The organism is Methanosarcina spelaei (genome assembly GCF_002287235.1).
Lineage (GTDB): Archaea > Halobacteriota > Methanosarcinia > Methanosarcinales > Methanosarcinaceae > Methanosarcina > Methanosarcina spelaei.
This window is the reverse complement of the sequence record NZ_LMVP01000550.1, coordinates 1-18,503: the sequence shown is the minus strand read 5'-3', so window position 1 is coordinate 18,503 and position 18,503 is coordinate 1. Positions and strand designations below refer to the sequence as shown.

The following is an 18,503-nucleotide window of genomic DNA, read 5'->3' as shown; positions in this document are numbered from 1 at the left end:
CCGGGGAAGTTTTCCATCCCCGCAGCAAGCTAGCGGGGTATTCGACTGAAATAAATACACTTCAGGTTGTATTGATTTATTAAATATTTTGTCATAAGTAGAATCCTCTTTTATAAGAGATGCAGGTTTTGCACGTGCATTGTGCGGTTCACGAAGAATTATAGCCATAAAAGCTTGCGATAACAATTGAATACTTATAATGCTTGTTGCATTTTTTCCAATATTTTTATAATAATTTTTTCGTCTATCGTAAAACAAACCTTTACTCAAAAAGTATTCTTCAATATCACGTTGAATTTGATCAGTTGCTCTTAATGAAGCTGTTTGAATAGCTGTTTGGAAATTTGTCGCCTTTATTATACGATCTCTAGTTTCAGAAAGGCTTTGATCTAATACAATAATTTTTATCAAAATTGATCTTTTCTCATTCTCTAAGTCTCTATGTTTTTCTTTTAGATAGTTCCAGATACTAAAGGTTGTTTGTAAACCATTAACAATTTGCACGTTCTCAAGATGAATCGTCTTACCAACAATACTTGCATTTGAAGATAAAATATTGATTCCGTTATTAAGCCACCAAAAATCTAAATTATCACGAGATTCAAGGCTACCTTTTATGTCTTTATTTACCTCGACTCCACCTTGATAATCTCTAACATTTGATTCAAATATATAACGTCTTATATCTTCATTATCGTCAGTAACGAACTTATAATAATCAATTAAATTTGATAAAACAATGTAACTATTATCTCCTTTAGATAATGTTTCTTCAAATTTTAATGGTAAAGTATATTCTTTTGCTACTCGAGACGAGTTAATCAGCTCTCTAACTCCATAATATTTTATTTCTATATTAGCCCCGCTAAAATAGTCCATTAACACTTCTTTTAAATTATTTGCTCTATTTGCGACTTTAATGTTGATGGAAGAAGCATCTCCTTTACTTGAACAAACAAAATAAATGTTCAAAATTGGGTGGCTAGATGCTATACCAAGATAAGTATCTCTAAAAAGGCTAGCTTTTTCTAAAAGTTCAGTGTTATATACTTTTTTTAGAGAATCTAATGATTTCTCTAAATTAAAAATATCTCTAACTGTAGAGATCACGCGATCGAATACTTTCTCTGAAAATGATGAGGAACTTTTAGATTGAATGATAAATAAATCTAAGTTTGAGTACTTCTGAAATGAATTTAAATTCGGTTTTTCGTAAATCATTTCGTCGTTTATAAAAAAGAAAAAACCATCTATTCCACCATCGTCACCGCCGTCAACATCTCCATATGATAATTCATCATATGAAAGATCATATTTTTTCAAAATTTGATCGAAAGAAAATAATTCAAAAAATTCATCGTCTGATAAAGAATTATCAAATTCATCTTTTTTTTGAGTAAGTAAGTTATTTAAAAATATAACATCATTGTTTGCCATAGATAATCCTCTAAAAATATGTTTACAATATCAAGAAGCCTTTAAATCCACTTAATCTACTTAGATAATATTAATATGTCATCTACGGATGTATAAATAAATTGTCAAAAGATTGAATATTGTTAATTCTTGGTATGGCGAATCTCGTTGACGCAGAATAGTTGATGCATTTTGAGGCTTGGTGTTGAGGATGATGGAAAGATCAAGATAGCTGTTTACAAAGACGAGGAAAAAGTCAGTGTAGTCATTATGCCCTATAATATGTTTGAGAATATTGAGTTTGAAAATTGAGAAGATGTAAATACATGGATGTTGTGATATTTGATAAGAATATGTCCATATTGGGTGTGGAAAAAGTGGATGATATCAAGATTTAAATTACTATGCACATCTCTTAAAAATATTTAAATTGTGTATATAAAAATGTTACAAATATATTATCCAATTTTTATACTGTTTTCTCAATACATTGCATTTATAAGGTATTAAAAAATGCAGGAAAGAAGTCCTTCCCTGAGCTTTGTGGAATTCCTTAATTTCAACCTAAATGAGCTTACAATTTCTTTGTTTATGTTATAGCTCTTTTAATTTTATTTCTTTTATTTGAGAGCTTATCCTGAAACTTCCTGTAACTTCATTATTACTGCTAACATTACAATTCCAAATTATGATTTCTTTTATTCATATCTTGTAAGTACTTTCTTACAAGATTTTGGTACTGAGTCCTTTTAACGGAAGCTATATTTATAAGTTTAATATTAGTACGTCAATATTTACAGATCTAATATTTACAGGTTTAATATTTGTAGATTTAATATTTCATTTAACATAGGTTTAATTATAATTTAAACTCAGATTTAGTTATCATTTAAAACGTACTCAGCTTTAACCGCATATAACTATAATCGCACTTTATCGCACTTTACTTTAGTTGCAATTCACTGCAACAGCACTTTACTTCAGGAGTAATCAATTGAAGTTTTACCTAAACGTAATTGACATATAAATCATACTCAGGAGTAGAAATTAATGAAACGAAAGTGGGAACGGGATTTAGGACTTCAGGGACGGATGATTTTCACAATGTTTCTTCTGGCAGCAGTTTACCTTTTTTTCCTGGCGTTTCTCTCGTACAACGGGACTCCACCGGTAGTTATGATGCTTTTTGTAGGCTCTTTCATGGCTATCCAGTACTTTTATTCGGATAAACTGGTAATGTGGTCAACCGGCGCACAGATCGTTTCTGAAAGCGAAGCCCCACAACTGCACGGGATAATTACGCGGCTCTGCGCAATAGCTGATCTCCCGAAACCTAAGGTGGCAATTGTCAGAACTCAGGTTCCGAATGCCTTTGCAACAGGCCGGAACCAGAACAACGCTGTTGTTGCAGTTACTACAGGAATTATGGACAAACTCTCTCCAGCCGAACTCGAGGCCGTGCTTGCTCACGAACTTACCCATGTCAAAAACAGGGATATGGCTGTCATGACAATTGCCAGTTTCATCTCAACCCTGGCTTTTTACTTTGTCCGTTACAGCCTCTACTTTGGAAATATGGGAGGAGACCGGAAAAAAGAAGGTGGAGGCATTTTGCTTGTCTGGTTAGTTTCACTTGCAGTCTGGGCTATCAGTTTTCTACTTACTCGAGCCCTTTCCCGCTACAGGGAATATGCTGCAGACAGGGGCGCAGCCGTTATTACCGGACAGCCGTCGAACCTTGCATCAGCTCTAATGAAGATAAGCGGAGTCATGTCCAGAGTCCCAAGCGAAGACCTCAGGTCAGTAGAGGGAATGAATGCATTTTTCATCATCCCTGCAATCTCAGGTTCGTCTATTATGGATATTTTTTCCACTCATCCCTCTGTAGAAAAAAGAATAGCCAAGCTTGAAAAAATGCAGCAGGATCTGGGTTAACCTGATGTACTGGCAAAATTCTGGTCACAGGACGAATCCTGGTCATGAAATCTCATTTAACAGGACACTATTAAGAAAGCGGATTACAATACGAATTAAGGACACGAATTAAAAAGGAGAGACTAAATGGGTCTTCGCGATTTTGTGGACGCAATTCTCGGTAAGAGTACACTTCCAAAAGCAAAAAGTGAGAAATTATTTGCAATGTCTACAGCCAGTATCACTCTGGAAAGCAATCTTGGCCTGAAGCCTTCGGGATCGGCAGGGATCTGTTTTAAGCCAATAGGGGCTTCAGCATACGAATCTGCACGAAAGGAGATTCAGGAACTTCTGGAGTACAGCTCAAAGGAAACGGAAACCGAGTTCAGGCTGGAAAAAGACGAGTTCGATTTTCTGTGGGCTATTTTTAAAGACCCGGACTTCGAAGACCTTGTTGCAAATATTCACCTTGTAAGTGAAACCCTTGAAGAACACGGCTTTGGCGGGCAGCTTCTCTGTGCTATTTACAGATTTGACGGCGAACCAGAAGCTGGAAACTCCGGCCGTGGAAAAACCGTTTACTGGATCTATAATTTTAAGCAGGGAACTTATTACCCCTTTATCCCGCTTTCCGGTAAGCAGAGGGACAGTCCTTTTGAATTTAAATTAAGGGCGGAAATGGAAAGGGAAATGCCTATCGAAGAAAATGTAGAAAAGTGGTATCCCCTTTGGGGAATTCCATTCTAAAAACTGTGATGTCAAGAAGTTCAATACACTTTCAACACATTTTCTAAATTATTTTTTCCTTTGATTTTTAATCAAGTTCACTCAACTTAATCCCTCATAACCTTTCAGGTTTTAATCAATTTCAGGTTTTAATCAAGCTAAGGTTTTAATCAGTTTCAGGTTTTAATCAAGCTAAGGTTTAATCCTTGAGCTTTGAGCTTTTCCATAAGCTCTTTTGAATATTCGGGCACCGCACCTGATTTTGATGCAACATATGTTCCAAGAATGCAGGCAATTGAAGCGGCTTTTGAAACTTCGTATCCTGAGAGGTATGTGTAAAGAAAACCTGCGGAAAAGGCATCTCCGGCTCCGACGGTGTCTGCAACCTCGACAGGAGTGGTTCCTACTTCTTCATAAACTCCTCTATGGTAAACAGCAGCTCCTCTTGGCCCTCTTGAGATGCAGATAACGGAAATTTCAGGATATTTTTCGGTAACCAGGCGGCAGAAAGCTTTGTAAGAAGTAAGAGGCTTACAGGTATTCGTAGTGCTGGAAAGCAGGCAGGAAATAGTGGCGGCTTCTTCTTCATTCAGCTTTAAAATCGTTGTGTGTTCTAGTGAAGACAGTATCCATTCTTTTTTGTAATTCCCTGTCCTCAGGTTTACATCATAGAAGAAATCTTTTGATTTTATTTCCGAAAACAGCCTTTCCAGAGTTTTTCGGTTTTCTTCCGTCCTCTGGGCAAGGGTTCCGAAACAAAAAACGTCCCATTCTTCCCTGGAAAGGGCCTCAAACTCCTTTTTACCTGGTGTAATCGCATCCCAGGCAACACCTTTGTTAATTGTGAAAACCGGAATTCCTTCTGCCTGTAGCTCGACAGTAACCGTCCCTGTAGGTCTCTTTTCATCAGTTAAGATGTAAGAGGTGTCAATTCCCACCGCTTCAGCCTGGGAAATCAGTTTTTCTCCAAGTTCGTCCCTTCCGACTGCCGTAATCACAGCCGGTTTTGCTCCCAGTTTTGCAAGGTGGGCTGCAAGGTTCAGCGGAGCTCCTCCAAGGTGGGCTGAACCTTTAATAATATCAAAAAGGGCTTCCCCGAAAGTAAGGGCTTTAATTGGCTTAATGTAGAGGGGATGAGAATTTTCATTCATCAATACGGTATATTGACTCATGAGTGATAACACTTTGACTTGTGAATACCATGCAGAGCTTGAGTAAACTAAAATTCCCTTGCTTCAAGTTTCTCCTCAAAGCCGATGAAAAGCAGCTCAAACATCATCTCATTCTTAATCGCTTTTTTGTCAGCTTCCAGCGGACACAGTTATGACTCAAACAAACTCCTTATATAAATCACATCTCATGCAGTCAGCACAATGATTACCCTCTCTGTCTTTACTTCTACGGAGTTCGGCTGCAGCTTGCACCATCTCTGCACGGGTTTTGTCGTGAAGGTCTTCCAAGACTTTAAGTCGCCTCGATTTAAGCTCATAGCAGTTTGGATTTTTAGCAATTTCAAGATCGAGATTTCGCAGCTTCAAAGCGACATCAACAATATACTTACTCTGGTCAACAATATGCTCATCTATAACAGTCATATAATTTCTCCACTCTATGAAATAACTCTTTGAAATTTAAGGTTCGATGGGCAGCCAGTTATATCTATTTTCTGTCAACGCTCTCATAGTGCTCTCATAAGAGTCTTCGAGTTCGTTCTACCTTTTTCACCATGCTACTTTTTCCGTAAATTAGTAATTGTTCAATATATAAAATATATAAGAGTTTCTGGTCAGAGTATTAGGCATCCTAAAGACTTTTGATTAAGAGAAAGAACACACAAGTAACCATCATCTCTGTCCACGATCAGATAAGACCTGCCAAGCCCCAGTAGATATTCTCTTTTATCCTTCCATTTCCTCCGGGCTTTATATTATTTGGAACTTATTGGAGGAGGTAGCCACACGCACTTCTTGCCTCTGCATGCATGAGGAACACGTTTCTTCTTCCTTTGGAATTTCTTGACGCTGGACTGTTGATTGTTGAATTGTGGGAGAATTTCCGATACTTAAAAGCAACCTGCCGACTGCCCTGTTTCCAATAGTACGTTGAAGCTGCACAATGTCAGCATGGGTGAGGGATTTCGGGTTGGTTTTGGCACGCTGGATGATAGAATAAGGATTAGAGAAGGGAGTCTGGCTTATGGGAGTTGTTCGCTTTTGTAAAATTGTATTCGTTTTTTTGGATTGCTGGATTTGCTGGTGCTCGGGCATGGGTACATCCCTGTGGAGTTGACGGGATAACATTAAAAATCCAATAATATTGATATATGGCACAGCATAAAATGCTAAATGTTTAGTTATTTTTAGAAATCTGTGATTATCCGCATTCTCTGTGACTTTGCCGTGACTGTTCGGGAAGTAGTGAGCCTAACTGTAAACGTGACCGGGATTTGGACGGGATCTGGACGGAATTGAGGTAAAGAGTAAAAAGAAAGCTTATTTATAACTTTCTCTTCTTTCTACATTCTTTTAGTTTTTCTTCCAGGCGGATACAGGAAATGAAGACTCCAAACTGCGTCGCAATGGTTTCGAGGGCAGTACGTACACTATCTGGAAACTCGAGTTCAAGGCTCGAAGCAAGATAAAAAGCTGCAATGACTTTTCTTCCTGATTTTATGGGGATTATTGCGGTAGCCCTGAGGTTTTCACGCCTGAGCGCATCATCTCTCGAAGTGAGAAGCAGGTCTATATGCTGTTTATAAACCGGTTGTCCTATCATAACAAGTTTAGTATTAGGGGAATTCACACTGTAACGGGAGGCATGCTCAACAAAAATGGGGGAAAAACCACGGTGAATTGCAAGCGTCATATCTCCTGTTTCTTCATCTATGAGATAAATACCTCCTGCATTGATTTCATCAATTTGGAGGCAGGAATCCAGTAGTTTCTCAAGAGTCTCGTTAAGGGCACTTGAAGTGCTTAATGCGATGCCCAGATCCCTCTGGATGTAGAGCAATTTTTCTTTTCTTTTCCGCTCAGTAACATCCATGACTATCCCCATAAGGTACTTTACAGTCCCATTTTCATCGGCTTCAATGAAAGTCCTTTCATCAACCCAGCGTATCTCACCTGATTTCGTCAGGATACGATACTCTTGAGAATAGTCCACGTAATTTTCTTCTATTCTTCTTGAGAGTTCTCTTTCAACCATTCCCAGGTCATCAGGGTGTATGATATTGCCATAAAGAAGTTTTCCGGATGTAAATTCTTCGGCAGTATACTCGAATTTCTTTATGTTTTCTGATACAAACTCAGCAGGCCAGTATTTCTCTGGCCTCCAGAGGAAAACCGTGACCGGAACCTTATTTATCACCGAGATCAGTTCCTTTGCCATCTCAAGAGCATTGCATAAAGCCGTCTCACTTAAATATTTATATGATTTTTGTCTACTGTCCCCGTTCTTAGCTGAGTTCGAGACTGTTTTAGGCATTTAGTTCTCCTATGATCAAAATATCTTGCAGGAATCTCTGCAAAAATTTTGGATATTTACATTTTTTGCTTCGCAAACATAAAAGTATGCAATAAATAAAAAAGCTTGTGATTTTGTTTTCAGAGAGCATCAGAAGGTAGAGACTTGAAAATTAAAATCGATTAAAAAAATCTGGTTAAAGGAAATGAATTAATAAAAGGAAATGTAAGGAAATGTAAGGAAAAGTATATAAACTAAATTTGATTTAAGGATTTTAAAGTATATACATTTAAATTCCAAGCCTATTCATCTAACTGTTTAAAACTCTTTGCATGTTTGTTTTCTGCAGGTGTCTTTTCCTGATTTCCCGGTCCGTGGACGATGATTTGACAGCCTACTTACGGTTTCTGTTTTACACCACATATTAATTTTTCTTTAGAAGTGTGAACCGTATAACAAATATATTTATAAAATGGCGTTTTATCGCGGCTTTCGTCCATATACCGATCTCCCTGTTTCCAATGGTACGCTAAAGCTGCATTATATCAGCATGAGTAGGGACTTCGGGTTGATTTTTACGCGCTGGATAACAGAATAAGGATTTGATACAGGAGTCTGGCTTACGGGAGTTGTTCGCTTTTCAAAGTTGGTATCCGATATTTTGGACTGCTGAACTTGCTGATGCTCGGGCATGGGGTAACATCCATGTGGAAGTTGAGAGGCGGACTATAAAATACTTCAAAAAAAGTGATATATGACTTCGTTACAGTATAAAAACGTTTCATATTTGTTGAATATTTTTAATTGAGGGAGTGCAGTAACCAAATTTGTCTACATGTGGTAAAATGAAGTGAAAAACAGAACACAAGAATAAAATACGGGGAACTAGGACCAGTATCAAAAATATGATAAAAAAGAGCTTATCTGACACTTGCGTCCGGCTGCATTACCCCAAATATGTTTTTTTCGGTGTCGAGGCAATAAGCGTACCAGCCGACCCCACGTATTGGTTTTTTTTCCATAGTGATTTTACCACCGTGTTTTTGTATCCTGTTCAGGTATTCATCGAGATTCGGGACACCTATTGTGCAGATATAGGTACTTATTGGCGTATCCGCTCTAGGTTCCTTTCCCTGTCTTTTCATAATGCCGCCGTCGATTCCCGGCTCGTCTCCCTTGCCGGTGATTACACTCCAGTATTCTACCGAACCTTCCGACCTCTCTATTTTCCAGCCGAACACATCCTCATAGAACTTCTTAGCCCGTGCAATATCCTCTGCATATATCTCAAAATGAATTACTCTTGGCGTGAGAATTACCCCCTGCTTTAATTAGATAGTTTGGATGATATTCATATATTAATTTAGGCTTTACTTTTTTAAACACTTGGTTTTCTGATCCGTAACGGTAAATAGAAGTCAGAAAACCATTAGGGGATTCTGAGGAGATTCTAAATTCTAAGGAGATTCTAAATCTGAGGAGATTCTAAGAAAATTCCGAGGAAATTCTAAGAAAATTTCGAGGAGATTCTGAGGAGATTCTGAAGAGATTCTAAGGAAATTCGAAGATCCAGATCGATTTTTTTCGCATTGTCGATCTTTCGTTTTTTAATTTTCAAATTATCTATCAAAATAATAAGATACTCGGACTTTTTAATGGCTTTTGGGTAAAGAATTAGAAAGAAATATTAAATATTCTTTTTAGCTAAAAACTGAGCAACATACTCAGTGAAAAGTTCCATATCTTCAGTGCCTTTTTGAAGATTTTCGTAAAGCCTATCCAGCTCTACTTTCGCATACATATGTACGAGCACATTTCTGAACCCTGCAGCAGGTTCAATTTTTCTAGCAAAGGTCTCAGGAAGGACACCGATTTCTCCAAGGACGCGAAATGTTTCCCTGTAACTCTCAGGGCGTTTTATCTTTTCCTCTGAAATAATAATTTCCCCAATATCAAGCATACACTCCAGTGAGACTTGCAAATATCTTTCTACAGCTCCTCTAAGCATGTAGTTTTTCTCAACTTCTTCAAGGCTATACTGTTGAAGATCCTTAAGTCTGGTTATGTATTCTTCAAGCAGTTCAAGCTTGTCGATTATTTCCTGCCTCATTTCAACCTGCCTTTTGACATTCTTTCAATTGTTCTTTTCATATGCCTTTCAATATAGTACTGTTCATCGTAATATCTTGACATTATCCGTGTCTCAAAACCCACTCTTTTCCTTTCATCGGACTTCAAAATAATTCCATCGCGTATAATATTGAATGACAGAAGCAGAGGGGAGTCATTAAGTACAACAAGGTCCACATTTTTTGTTTTCAGAAGGTCTCCCAGATCAACTATTAATCTCAGCTGAAGGTCAAAAGCCTCTTTTCCGGTAAGTGAATCGTCAAGAAGGACAGCAATATCTATATCACTAAGGCAATTTGCTTCTTCCCTGGCGGTTGAACCGAACAGGTAAGCAACCACAACACAGGCTTCGCCGGAGAAAAATTCTGTCAGTTTTATTTCAAGTTCTTTTAAACCTACTTTTACAATTTCTGACTGCATATAATCAACCGTAAGGTGTTAACTCGTCTAATTGGTTTTATATCTTAATGCTTACTTTCGGTTTATAACTTATTTAGCTTTAGAACTTCTCTCTATAAATGTCTCAAGATTATGCGAGATCGTACATTAGCATAAAACTAAGCATAAAATTAAGCTTAAAACATAAGCACAAAAAATAAGCATAAAACTTTTTAACTTACTACTTTTCTTGCCGCTAATTGAGCAGTTTCTATCAAAATCCTTCTTGCTCTCTTTGATCTTCTCACTGTGATTCTTCATTATATCGCTACTTTACAAGAAGACTTCCTTTCTTATTGCATCTTAAGCTGGTTTTGCTAAGGGTTATGGATTAAAAAGAGTGTACGAGGTTTTTTATCGAATCTTCTAGCTTTAGCTAGGATGCGGGAATGAGGGTGAAGGAATGCAAGAGATTTGAGTAAAAAATACGAAAGTAGAGAGTTTGAAGAGAGATTTAAGTAACAACTAAGAAATTAGAGAGTTTGAAGAGATAGTCGGAAAAAGAAGGGAGTTATGGAGAAAGAAAGGGATTATGGAGAAAGAAAGGAATTATGGAGAAAGAAAGGGATTATGGAGAAAGAAAGGAGTTATGGAGAAAGAAAGGAGTTATGGAGAAAGAAAGGAGTTATGGAGGAAATAGACTACTTTTGTACTGTTAATTCCGTTGAAGTTCAGACACAAACGGCAGCTTCGTTAACTTGTTGCAGGTTCTAGCGGAATGATATATGGATTATCTCCATCATTTTTCACAAGAGCTCGTACACCATAGACCTCTTTTATATTTTCTACGGTGAGAACTGAAGTCGGATTCCCAACGGCAAATATTTTTCCATCTTTCATCATAATTATTCTATCGGCATATCTGGAAGCCAGATTCAGGTCGTGAAGTGCCATGATTGCAGAGATTCCTTTGTTCTTCACGATATTCTTTATAATTCCCATGACTTCGAGTTGATGCCTTATATCAAGGTTGCTGGTTGGCTCGTCAAGAAGAAGAATGTTTGCTTTCTGTGCAAGTGCGCGTGCGATAAGCACTTTTTGTTGCTGACCTCCGCTGATTTCTTTAATATCTCTCATGGCAAACTCCATCATTCCAAGTAATTCCAGCACTTCCAGTACACAATCCAGGTCCTCTTTACTGTTCTTCCATCCAAGATAAGGGCGTCTGCCCATAAGAACGGTATCTATAACAGAAGCAGGAAAAACACCTTCAAGACTCTGCGGTACATAGCCCATTTTTCTTGCAATCTCCATTCTGCTCATTTTACTGATATTGTGGCCGTCCAGTAGTATGCTTCCTCTTTTCGGGTTCAGTATATGGTCGATACACCGGATCAGGGTGGACTTTCCGGTACCGTTTGGACCTACAATGCCAAGAACTTCTGCGCGGTTCAGTTCCATTGATACATTTTCAAGCACGGATATACTTTTATAAGCAAATTCAACATTGTTTACCTTCAGTTTCACCAGTATTCCCTCTTTCTTTTCATGATCATATACAAAAAAAGCGGAGCGCCCATGAAGGCAGTTATTGCTCCGACAGGAAGAATTATTGGAGCTAGAATTCTTCTTGCTACAAGGTCTGCGCTAGTCAGCAGTAACGCACCAAGAAGGCCGGATACTGGAAGAGCAAACCTGTTATCGCCTCCTACTGCAATTCGCGTGAAGTGCGGAGCAACCAGGCCTATGAATCCGATTGTTCCAGTAAAGCATACAATGCATGCAACAAGCAAAGTCGTGATTGACATTAGAACAATCCGGGTACGTTTAACATTCACACCCAGGCTTGCTGCAGTTTCATCACCCGCAGCCATTAGGTTAAGATCCGGTGACTTTATTATGAGCAGAGGGAGGCAACATGTTAGTACGCCGAGTATGATAGTGACCTTAGGCCAGGAGGACCTATCAAGATCACCTACTGTCCAGAATACAGCTTCCTTTACAGCCTCAGCTTCGCCAAAGTACTGAAGGATTGTTGTCATTGCAGCAAACAAATACATCATTGCAATGCCAGCCAGAATCATGGTTTCAGGTGTTGCACCTTTTCGGTTTGATAATCCAAGGATTATAAAAGAACATAATAGTGCGAATAGGAAAGCGTTGCCTATTACAAGATAATTTCCTCCAGCAACACTTATGCCTGTAAGGATTGCAAGAGACGCCCCAAAGCCGGCACCCGAAGATATACCGAGCGTATAGGGACTTGCAAGAGGGTTTTTGAGTACTGCCTGCGTTACACAGCCTGCAACCCCAAGCCCGAAACCAGCAACTATTCCCATAAATATACGGGGAAGCCTGAGGTTCCATGTACATACATCGGCAAGCCAACCCGGCTCAAAATAAGCTGGAAATAACCTGTGCAGTATTGAAGAGTAAATCTCCCATATAGATAGGTTTGCAGATCCCATAGAGGCGGATATGCCTGATACGAGAATTATTGAGAATAGGAGGAAGAAAATAATGAAGACCTTTTTTCCGATAAGCTTATTGTACCGATTTCTAACCTCTTCTTTAGTCAACGTATACTGTTTTGTCTCCAAAGATACACATCCATTACATTAGGCAATTTATTGTTTTTCATTCAATTGGTTTTATTCGGTAAGTGCTGCCTCAAACATACTGATAATGGTATAATTGTCTAATCTTCATGAATTGTCTAATCTTCATGAATTGTCTAATCTTCATGAATTGTCTAATCTTCATGAATTGTCTAATCTTCATGAATTGTCTAATCTTCATGAATTGTCTAATCTTCATGAATTGTCTAATCTTCATGAATTGTCTAATCTTCATGAATTGTCTAATCTTCATGAATTGTCTAATCTTCATGAATTGTCTAATCTTCATGAATTGTCTAATCTTCATGAAACCAGTATTAGAGAAGGAATTGTTAAGACTATCAATCCCACCTAAAACTGCACTTACCGAGATTATTTTTCAGGCTCAGCATAGCTCGAAAATGTGGAGTATCGGTTTCTACCTGAAATAATCGATCAAATGTCCTGAACTCAACTGCGTACTTGCCATCAGTATGCCAATGACCATGAAAGAGAAGACAGATATCCGAGTTCAACTGCACGAAACATCGAAGCATTTACAATGGCTTATTCTTTTTCTCCTTCTACAAGCATCATTTTATCGAACACTTTGACAGATACGTTCACAAGCCCCGCCGCTTCAAACATGCTGATTAGCTCTCCAGGGTCAGCCCCATTGTAGAAAGGCAATTCCTTTCCTATCTCTCCTCCAAAGTGATGGTTTCCGGGATGAGAATGTCTGGCCGGAATATCTGTCAGGACTTTACCCCCGGGTTTTGTCACTCTCGCCCACTCTTTAAATGCAGAAGCCGGGTTTGCAAGAGTCCAGATCAAGTGTCTACTGACAACCGCATCAAACTGCTCAGCTTCAAACGAGAGATTCTCGGCATCTTCCACAACAAAATTTACGGAACTTCCGGCTATTTCCATTTTCTTTTTTGCTTTTTCCAGTTTATTCTTTGCCCAGTCTGCACCTGTGACATCATAACCCAGCTCAGCCAGCAGCAGAGCTAAAAATCCAGTGCCTGTTCCCATGTCCAGAATTCTCAGTTTCTGCCCGGTTCCCAGGATCTGGGTGATTGCTTCTGTCCAGAGTTTCTTTTCTGCTTCAGAATGAACTCCATGTGCTGCAATGGCATCGTAATCGTGTTCTGCATTGTCCCACCATTCTCTAATTTGAGGCTTTACTTCCATATGTTTTCACCTACGTCCATTATAGTAAAAGTTGCAGTCATTACTTTTTTGTTATACAGAGCTTTTGCGCTTTTTTCAGGGTCTTTGTGTCCAACGTTTAACATTCACTTTCCACTTTTTTTGAGATCAATGTCAACTATGCCTTCCTGGTCAATTGTCACTTCAATAGGAAAATCACGATTGTCAGTATGTATTCCATATACTGTCTTTCTGCGACACTGACCTCAACGGCATGATTTTTCCCCAGGTACCAAAGACTGTAGGAGTCATTTTTTCGATCTTAACCGCCTTGTCACTTTTCATATGTCCAAAGCAAAGGTCACGTACTATGGGATCTCCTGGGGAAAAATTGTGCATGCAATTCTCAACCCAGATCTCATGGCCCCGTACGATATCGAGGAAATCTTCCTCAAAAAAAGGTGAAAAGGCTTCCTTCTGGAAAGCTTTTTGAACCATGTTATTACTCCGGATAAGCCCAGGTTCCGGGAACCTCAATGTTATGGAACTTTTTGAGGTACTCTTTGTTAATTTCTTCAGGATTGGTGTCCTTAAAAAGCTCAGGATGCATGCATTTGGCAAAGTAGATATGACCTATTACCCACCTTGGTCCTCCGATAATATCCCTATCTATTAAGTAGACTCTTTGATTTTCCACAGCATTTACCTTCTCGAACCCTGGTCTGTTTGAGAGAACTTTCGTCAGCAAAACTTTCATATCTTCTTCTGTTTTTCCAGGACCACTGTCAAATCCTTTCATCAAATCCGCAAACATGAAGTCAGGATTTTTCTCTATTACCCACTCAGGGTCCACTTCAACAGAATTGCCGGCTAATCCTGTGGCGATATTGCTCCCTCCTGTTCTTTCAGCCACCTGACCTGCACTGGGATCGTTCGGGGTTATTACCTGCCATTTATCTTCCCCTTCTGACATATACTCATAATAGAAAGTTGGCATGTCATTGGTCTTCAGGTCTTTAGTACGTTCCTTTACGAGATTTTCATAGCCCTGCATCCAGTTGAGGAGTTCATTTGCTTCTTTTTCTTTCCCCAGGACAAAACCCATAGTTGTTAAGTCAGAGTATATTGTTTTCTTGGAGGAAAGACCCATTACAACAATAGAGGTATTAGGAAGATTGTCGGCTATTTGGTTGGCATTTTCTGCCTGAGAGAGAGGCAACAGGACTATATCGGGCTTGAGAGTCAGAACCATTTCGTAGTTAACCGATTTTCCGTGCACTCCAACCTCAGGAAGATCCAGAAGTCCAAACTCAGCCATACGCTCATGAAAAGCTTTGTCCACTCCTACAATCATGTCTCCTGTTCCGAGAGCAAGCAAAGTTTCCGTAGTACGGTAGTCCGTGGGGACGATCCTTTTTACAGGCAGACTTACATTTACCTGCCTGCCAACTCCGTCAACAAGAGTAAGCTCTTTCGCTTTTCCAAGATTAATCAGCTCGGTTTTAGTTACATCAAGTATGTTGATATTGTTATCACATGTCGCATCTGCAAGTTGCGTTTGGTTTTTAGAGCCCAGAATGATGCTTTCAGTATACTCCACATCTTTCACATCTATGGTCTCGTCTCCATTCGCATTTCCAAGAACGCTGAGTGTGACATTCGATGCAGCTTCAGAGTCAGACAGATTCACAGAATCGGATACGTTTGCGGAATTAGATACATTCGTAGAGTTAGATACATTCGCAGAATTAGATACATTCGCAGAGTTAGATACTTTCACAGAATCAGATACATTCGCAGAATCATGTACATTCGTAGAAACAGATGAACTTAAGGTATCAGATGTGTTTATGGAGTCGGACAAATTAAGAGAATCCGATGCAAATGCGGGTAATGTAAGAAGAATCAAACCAATGACCATTCCAACCAGGAACTCTATTTTCATGTTATCACCTCTGTTTACTCCTGGCCAGACAGACTACTGCAGTCAAACCAATCAAAGAGAGCTCTACTTCGAATCCGGGAGTAGCTGCTTGTTTCGTAGCTGCTTGTTTTCCGTTCTCTTCTTTTCCGTTCTCTTCTTTTCCGTTCTCTTCTTTTCCGTTCTCTTCTTTTCCGTCTTCTTTGGAATCTCCCCAGATGGTATCGATACGTTTAGCTTCGATGTTTCCTAGCAGCCCGTTAGAAATTCTAAGGTCTCCTTCTCCGTCACTCATCACTTCAAACCCAATTTTGGCCAGTTCTCCAGATCCACTGACGCCGGAGACTCCTTCCAGATTAAAGATCACTCTTGCCGTCTTGCTGTCAACTGAACTCCATTGTACCGGTATTTCCGTACTTCCAATACTACCGTTTTCGACACTGACAATTTTCAGGACATCCGGGTTGAACACCAGATCAAACTGTCCTGCATCAAGATTTTCAACATTATCGATATTTACGGTTGCATAAACCGTATTTCCCTTTACCAGCTCAGTTGTGTTTAAGCTGACAGTCGTCTGCTGCGCCTGGCACGGAACTGCCGCAAACACCAGCAGTACAGCAAAACAAATCCCGAAGAGAACTTCTCTCTTCAACTCTGTCCATAAACTTTTTTTCATCCGATCACCCTTGAGCCCTCTAAATACAGGCTATTTCACTATCGGTCAAAACTCACTGCTGGATAACAGATTTAATTATCTCGTGTGCTGGAATGGCAAAATCATAAAAATGCTGCTACACCTGGTAATGCTACATAATAATGCTGCATAATAATGCTACACCCTGTCACAGCGACTAATCTAATGCCGTTCCGGCACTTTGGAGTACTAGCAGAGGAAGCTGCTTCTTTCTCATTATTTCAATAAAATTGAAAGTACTTTGTTTACATTTGTTCATATTAATTTTCAAAAAAGTAATAAATTTGTAAGATATTAATCTTTCTATTTAACATCATATTTACTTTAAATACATTTTACTTAATATAAACTAATTATTTTTTCATAATTTATTATTACTACTTTTCGTTGAGTTTTAGTTTTATAAAGAGAGTTAAAGCAGAAAATTTGGCTCTTCGTTGTTTTGTGTGGATATTCTCATAATATTCTCATAAAAACCAATGCGGTCTTGAATTGAAAATCATCTTATCCATAGGAAATGACGAAGAGCCGAAAATTTATGTTCTACTAATGGCAACCAGATACTTTTCACGATAAATAATACTCTTCTTTCACAACAAACAATGTATCCATAGAAAAAAGCTTCAAGTCAAGAGCCAGCAATATTCACAGGAAAATTCGTATCCTCTTCAAATTGAGTGGAAATCTCTCACTTTCCACTCACTGAACTTCTTTCTCTGATTAGTTGAGCTAAAGATGGCATCTCAAATATACTGCTGACTCTATCACATATGTACTGATATGCACTTACATCCAGTTTCTTTGCTGTCTGAACAATCGTCATAAATGTGTCGTTTGCCTTTGTTCCTTCCTCTGTTATAGTTTGAAGGCTGACATCTCTTTTTCTGACCTTTGCTCTTGCTGCCAGTTCCGCTGCATTGTTATGCAGCGGAATCTCTGGCAAACTCAGCACCTTTAACAGGTATTCTTTGTTCTCTTTCGTCTTAGCGATTCTTTCATCCAGCTTTTCATATCCTGTTTTGGTAGAAAACAACTGATCAAACTTAATGGACAATTGCTCCGCTACCTCTGAATCTGGTTTTATTCTAAACTTAGAAAGCTCACCATAAAAGTTCCAGTAACTGTCCAGAAAAGCTTTCAGCTTTTCTTTATGATAAGGAACTATTGGCCTCAATTTCTTGTAGTTTCTACCGTCATGAATCCAGCAAAGAGCATGATGATATGCAATTTGCCTGAATTGACGTGCATCATCACTCAAAAGTGTGGTAACCACAGGTATGTTTGTCATCTGATGATAGGCCGCAATTGCACCGGCTTCAAGAACTTTCTTCTTAGTAGTTTTTCTACCATACAAAAAAATACAATCCAATTTTCGACGCATTTCCTCGTCACTGAATATTTTGTTTTTTAAAGAAGAGAGCTTTTCTATCCATCTTTGGGAAACATTAAACGTTTTCATCAGATCAAATGCTTCAGTATTAAAGCAGTACGTTTTTTCTTTTCCACATAAAAGCACATCTAAAATGGTTTCCCGATTCTTATTTGGAACTGTAAAATAAGCAGCATAATAAGGATTACAAAGAATTTGAGTATAATAATTGACACCATTGACTCTTGCACCTGTATCATCAATCTGCTGATAAGGCGTAGCCTTAAGACCTTCCAGAAAAATCTCAGCTTTCTCCTGATGAAAGATATCAATATCTTTTGTCAAGATTCGAGAGATAGTGGCTTTAGATATATGAACACCAATATTTTTCAGGAATTCATGTATCTTGGGTTCTGAAACATTAGCAACATGATTAAGAGTAATTATCAAAGATTTGATCCCAGGACCAAACTCACCCTTTACGCCTTGTGGCAATTTTCCTGCATATGTTTTATGCTCAGAAGGAGAATAAAAAATCTCTATTCTGTAGTTTGTATTAACAGGCTTTATGTATATATCCTGAATTATTACGTCTCTATAACCTTTAAGATACGCATCACTGGGTAAGTTGGATCTATTAACTTTACATGTTTCAGTTCGATGAACCTCTATTTTATCCAGTTTAAGTACTTCGCTAATTTTTCATTTTGTATAAATGAGGTCATTCGAAACCTATAT

Annotated in this window: 19 protein-coding genes; 3 read left to right on the top strand and 16 right to left on the bottom strand. The window is 38.6% G+C overall.

Annotated elements, in window-relative coordinates:
• The coding region (locus ASJ81_RS21320) for an AIPR family protein (protein WP_095646121.1) at positions 1 to 1,437 on the bottom strand (1,437 nt) is incomplete at its 3' end.
• A 1,029-nt stretch (positions 1,438 to 2,466) separates the two neighbouring features.
• On the opposite strand from ASJ81_RS21320, the gene htpX reads away from it, so the two are divergent.
• On the top strand, positions 2,467 to 3,351 hold the full coding sequence (gene htpX / locus ASJ81_RS21315) for a zinc metalloprotease HtpX (protein WP_095646120.1): 885 nt from the start codon (positions 2,467 to 2,469) through the stop codon (positions 3,349 to 3,351).
• A gap of 126 nt (positions 3,352 to 3,477) precedes the next feature.
• A complete protein-coding gene (gene pspAB / locus ASJ81_RS21310) occupies positions 3,478 to 4,077 on the top strand; it encodes a PspA-associated protein PspAB (protein WP_095646119.1) in 600 nt (199 codons plus the stop codon).
• Between the two features lie 155 nt (positions 4,078 to 4,232).
• Here pspAB and ASJ81_RS21305 read toward each other — a convergent pair whose 3' ends face one another.
• The 8 genes from ASJ81_RS21305 to mntA all read right to left on the bottom strand — a co-directional run bounded on the left by ASJ81_RS21305 (position 4,233) and on the right by mntA (position 10,071).
• On the bottom strand, positions 4,233 to 5,228 hold the full coding sequence (locus ASJ81_RS21305; protein ID WP_245860436.1) for a carbohydrate kinase family protein: 996 nt from the start codon (positions 5,226 to 5,228) through the stop codon (positions 4,233 to 4,235).
• A 156-nt stretch (positions 5,229 to 5,384) separates the two neighbouring features.
• A complete protein-coding gene (locus ASJ81_RS21300) occupies positions 5,385 to 5,651 on the bottom strand; it encodes a hypothetical protein (RefSeq protein ID WP_095646117.1) in 267 nt (88 codons plus the stop codon).
• Positions 5,652 to 5,978: 327 nt separating this feature from the next.
• Positions 5,979 to 6,356: a hypothetical protein gene (locus ASJ81_RS21295; protein WP_170943445.1), complete on the bottom strand. Its 378-nt coding sequence runs from the start codon at positions 6,354 to 6,356 to the stop codon at positions 5,979 to 5,981.
• A gap of 196 nt (positions 6,357 to 6,552) precedes the next feature.
• A complete protein-coding gene (locus tag ASJ81_RS21290) occupies positions 6,553 to 7,542 on the bottom strand; it encodes a GAF domain-containing protein (RefSeq protein ID WP_095646115.1) in 990 nt (329 codons plus the stop codon).
• Positions 7,543 to 8,061: 519 nt separating this feature from the next.
• Positions 8,062 to 8,214, bottom strand: coding sequence for a hypothetical protein (locus tag ASJ81_RS23125; RefSeq protein ID WP_170943444.1), 153 nt, complete (start codon positions 8,212 to 8,214; stop codon positions 8,062 to 8,064).
• 227 nt (positions 8,215 to 8,441) lie between these two features.
• On the bottom strand, positions 8,442 to 8,819 hold the full coding sequence (locus ASJ81_RS21285) for a VOC family protein (RefSeq protein ID WP_338037736.1): 378 nt from the start codon (positions 8,817 to 8,819) through the stop codon (positions 8,442 to 8,444).
• Between the two features lie 389 nt (positions 8,820 to 9,208).
• Positions 9,209 to 9,631 (bottom strand): type VII toxin-antitoxin system HepT family RNase toxin, encoded by a 423-nt coding sequence (gene hepT, locus ASJ81_RS21280; protein ID WP_095646113.1) that lies wholly within the window; start codon positions 9,629 to 9,631, stop codon positions 9,209 to 9,211.
• A complete protein-coding gene (gene mntA, locus ASJ81_RS21275; RefSeq protein WP_095646112.1) occupies positions 9,628 to 10,071 on the bottom strand; it encodes a type VII toxin-antitoxin system MntA family adenylyltransferase antitoxin in 444 nt (147 codons plus the stop codon). The genes hepT and mntA overlap by 4 nt, the downstream gene beginning before the upstream one ends.
• A 531-nt stretch (positions 10,072 to 10,602) precedes the next feature.
• Between mntA and ASJ81_RS21270 the strand changes: the two genes are divergently transcribed.
• Entirely contained in the window at positions 10,603 to 10,803 is a 201-nt protein-coding gene (locus tag ASJ81_RS21270) for a hypothetical protein (protein ID WP_095646111.1), read from the top strand.
• Here the strand turns inward: ASJ81_RS21270 and ASJ81_RS21265 are convergent.
• From ASJ81_RS21265 to ASJ81_RS21230, 7 genes are all read right to left on the bottom strand, one after another.
• Entirely contained in the window at positions 10,783 to 11,556 is a 774-nt protein-coding gene (locus ASJ81_RS21265) for an ABC transporter ATP-binding protein (protein WP_245860433.1), read from the bottom strand. The genes ASJ81_RS21270 and ASJ81_RS21265 overlap by 21 nt on opposite strands.
• Complete coding sequence (locus ASJ81_RS21260) at positions 11,553 to 12,629, bottom strand: FecCD family ABC transporter permease (protein WP_245860431.1); 1,077 nt, start codon at positions 12,627 to 12,629, stop codon at positions 11,553 to 11,555. The genes ASJ81_RS21265 and ASJ81_RS21260 overlap by 4 nt, the downstream gene beginning before the upstream one ends.
• A gap of 564 nt (positions 12,630 to 13,193) precedes the next feature.
• On the bottom strand, positions 13,194 to 13,820 hold the full coding sequence (locus ASJ81_RS21250; protein WP_095646109.1) for a class I SAM-dependent methyltransferase: 627 nt from the start codon (positions 13,818 to 13,820) through the stop codon (positions 13,194 to 13,196).
• 183 nt (positions 13,821 to 14,003) lie between these two features.
• Complete coding sequence (locus ASJ81_RS21245) at positions 14,004 to 14,276, bottom strand: hypothetical protein (protein WP_095646108.1); 273 nt, start codon at positions 14,274 to 14,276, stop codon at positions 14,004 to 14,006.
• 4 nt (positions 14,277 to 14,280) lie between these two features.
• Complete coding sequence (locus tag ASJ81_RS21240; RefSeq protein ID WP_095646107.1) at positions 14,281 to 15,723, bottom strand: ABC transporter substrate-binding protein; 1,443 nt, start codon at positions 15,721 to 15,723, stop codon at positions 14,281 to 14,283.
• Positions 15,724 to 15,727: 4 nt separating this feature from the next.
• A complete protein-coding gene (locus tag ASJ81_RS21235; protein ID WP_095646106.1) occupies positions 15,728 to 16,378 on the bottom strand; it encodes a cohesin domain-containing protein in 651 nt (216 codons plus the stop codon).
• A 706-nt stretch (positions 16,379 to 17,084) separates the two neighbouring features.
• Positions 17,085 to 18,260: an IS66 family transposase gene (locus ASJ81_RS21230; protein WP_095646105.1), complete on the bottom strand. Its 1,176-nt coding sequence runs from the start codon at positions 18,258 to 18,260 to the stop codon at positions 17,085 to 17,087.
• Between the last annotated feature and the right edge of the window lie 243 nt (positions 18,261 to 18,503).

Coding starts and splice junctions, on each gene's coding strand:
- mntA (WP_095646112.1), bottom strand. CDS start 10,071: ATGCAGTCAGAAATTGTAAAAGTAGGTTTAAAAGAACTTGAAATAAAA.
- ASJ81_RS23125 (WP_170943444.1), bottom strand. CDS start 8,214: ATGCCCGAGCATCAGCAAGTTCAGCAGTCCAAAATATCGGATACCAAC.
- ASJ81_RS21300 (WP_095646117.1), bottom strand. CDS start 5,651: ATGACTGTTATAGATGAGCATATTGTTGACCAGAGTAAGTATATTGTT.
- hepT (WP_095646113.1), bottom strand. CDS start 9,631: ATGAGGCAGGAAATAATCGACAAGCTTGAACTGCTTGAAGAATACATA.
- ASJ81_RS21290 (WP_095646115.1), bottom strand. CDS start 7,542: ATGCCTAAAACAGTCTCGAACTCAGCTAAGAACGGGGACAGTAGACAA.
- ASJ81_RS21240 (WP_095646107.1), bottom strand. CDS start 15,723: ATGAAAATAGAGTTCCTGGTTGGAATGGTCATTGGTTTGATTCTTCTT.
- ASJ81_RS21245 (WP_095646108.1), bottom strand. CDS start 14,276: ATGGTTCAAAAAGCTTTCCAGAAGGAAGCCTTTTCACCTTTTTTTGAG.
- htpX (WP_095646120.1), top strand. CDS start 2,467: ATGAAACGAAAGTGGGAACGGGATTTAGGACTTCAGGGACGGATGATT.
- ASJ81_RS21250 (WP_095646109.1), bottom strand. CDS start 13,820: ATGGAAGTAAAGCCTCAAATTAGAGAATGGTGGGACAATGCAGAACAC.
- ASJ81_RS21305 (WP_245860436.1), bottom strand. CDS start 5,228: ATGAGTCAATATACCGTATTGATGAATGAAAATTCTCATCCCCTCTAC.
- ASJ81_RS21295 (WP_170943445.1), bottom strand. CDS start 6,356: ATGTTATCCCGTCAACTCCACAGGGATGTACCCATGCCCGAGCACCAG.
- ASJ81_RS21235 (WP_095646106.1), bottom strand. CDS start 16,378: ATGAAAAAAAGTTTATGGACAGAGTTGAAGAGAGAAGTTCTCTTCGGG.
- pspAB (WP_095646119.1), top strand. CDS start 3,478: ATGGGTCTTCGCGATTTTGTGGACGCAATTCTCGGTAAGAGTACACTT.
- ASJ81_RS21270 (WP_095646111.1), top strand. CDS start 10,603: ATGGAGAAAGAAAGGGATTATGGAGAAAGAAAGGAATTATGGAGAAAG.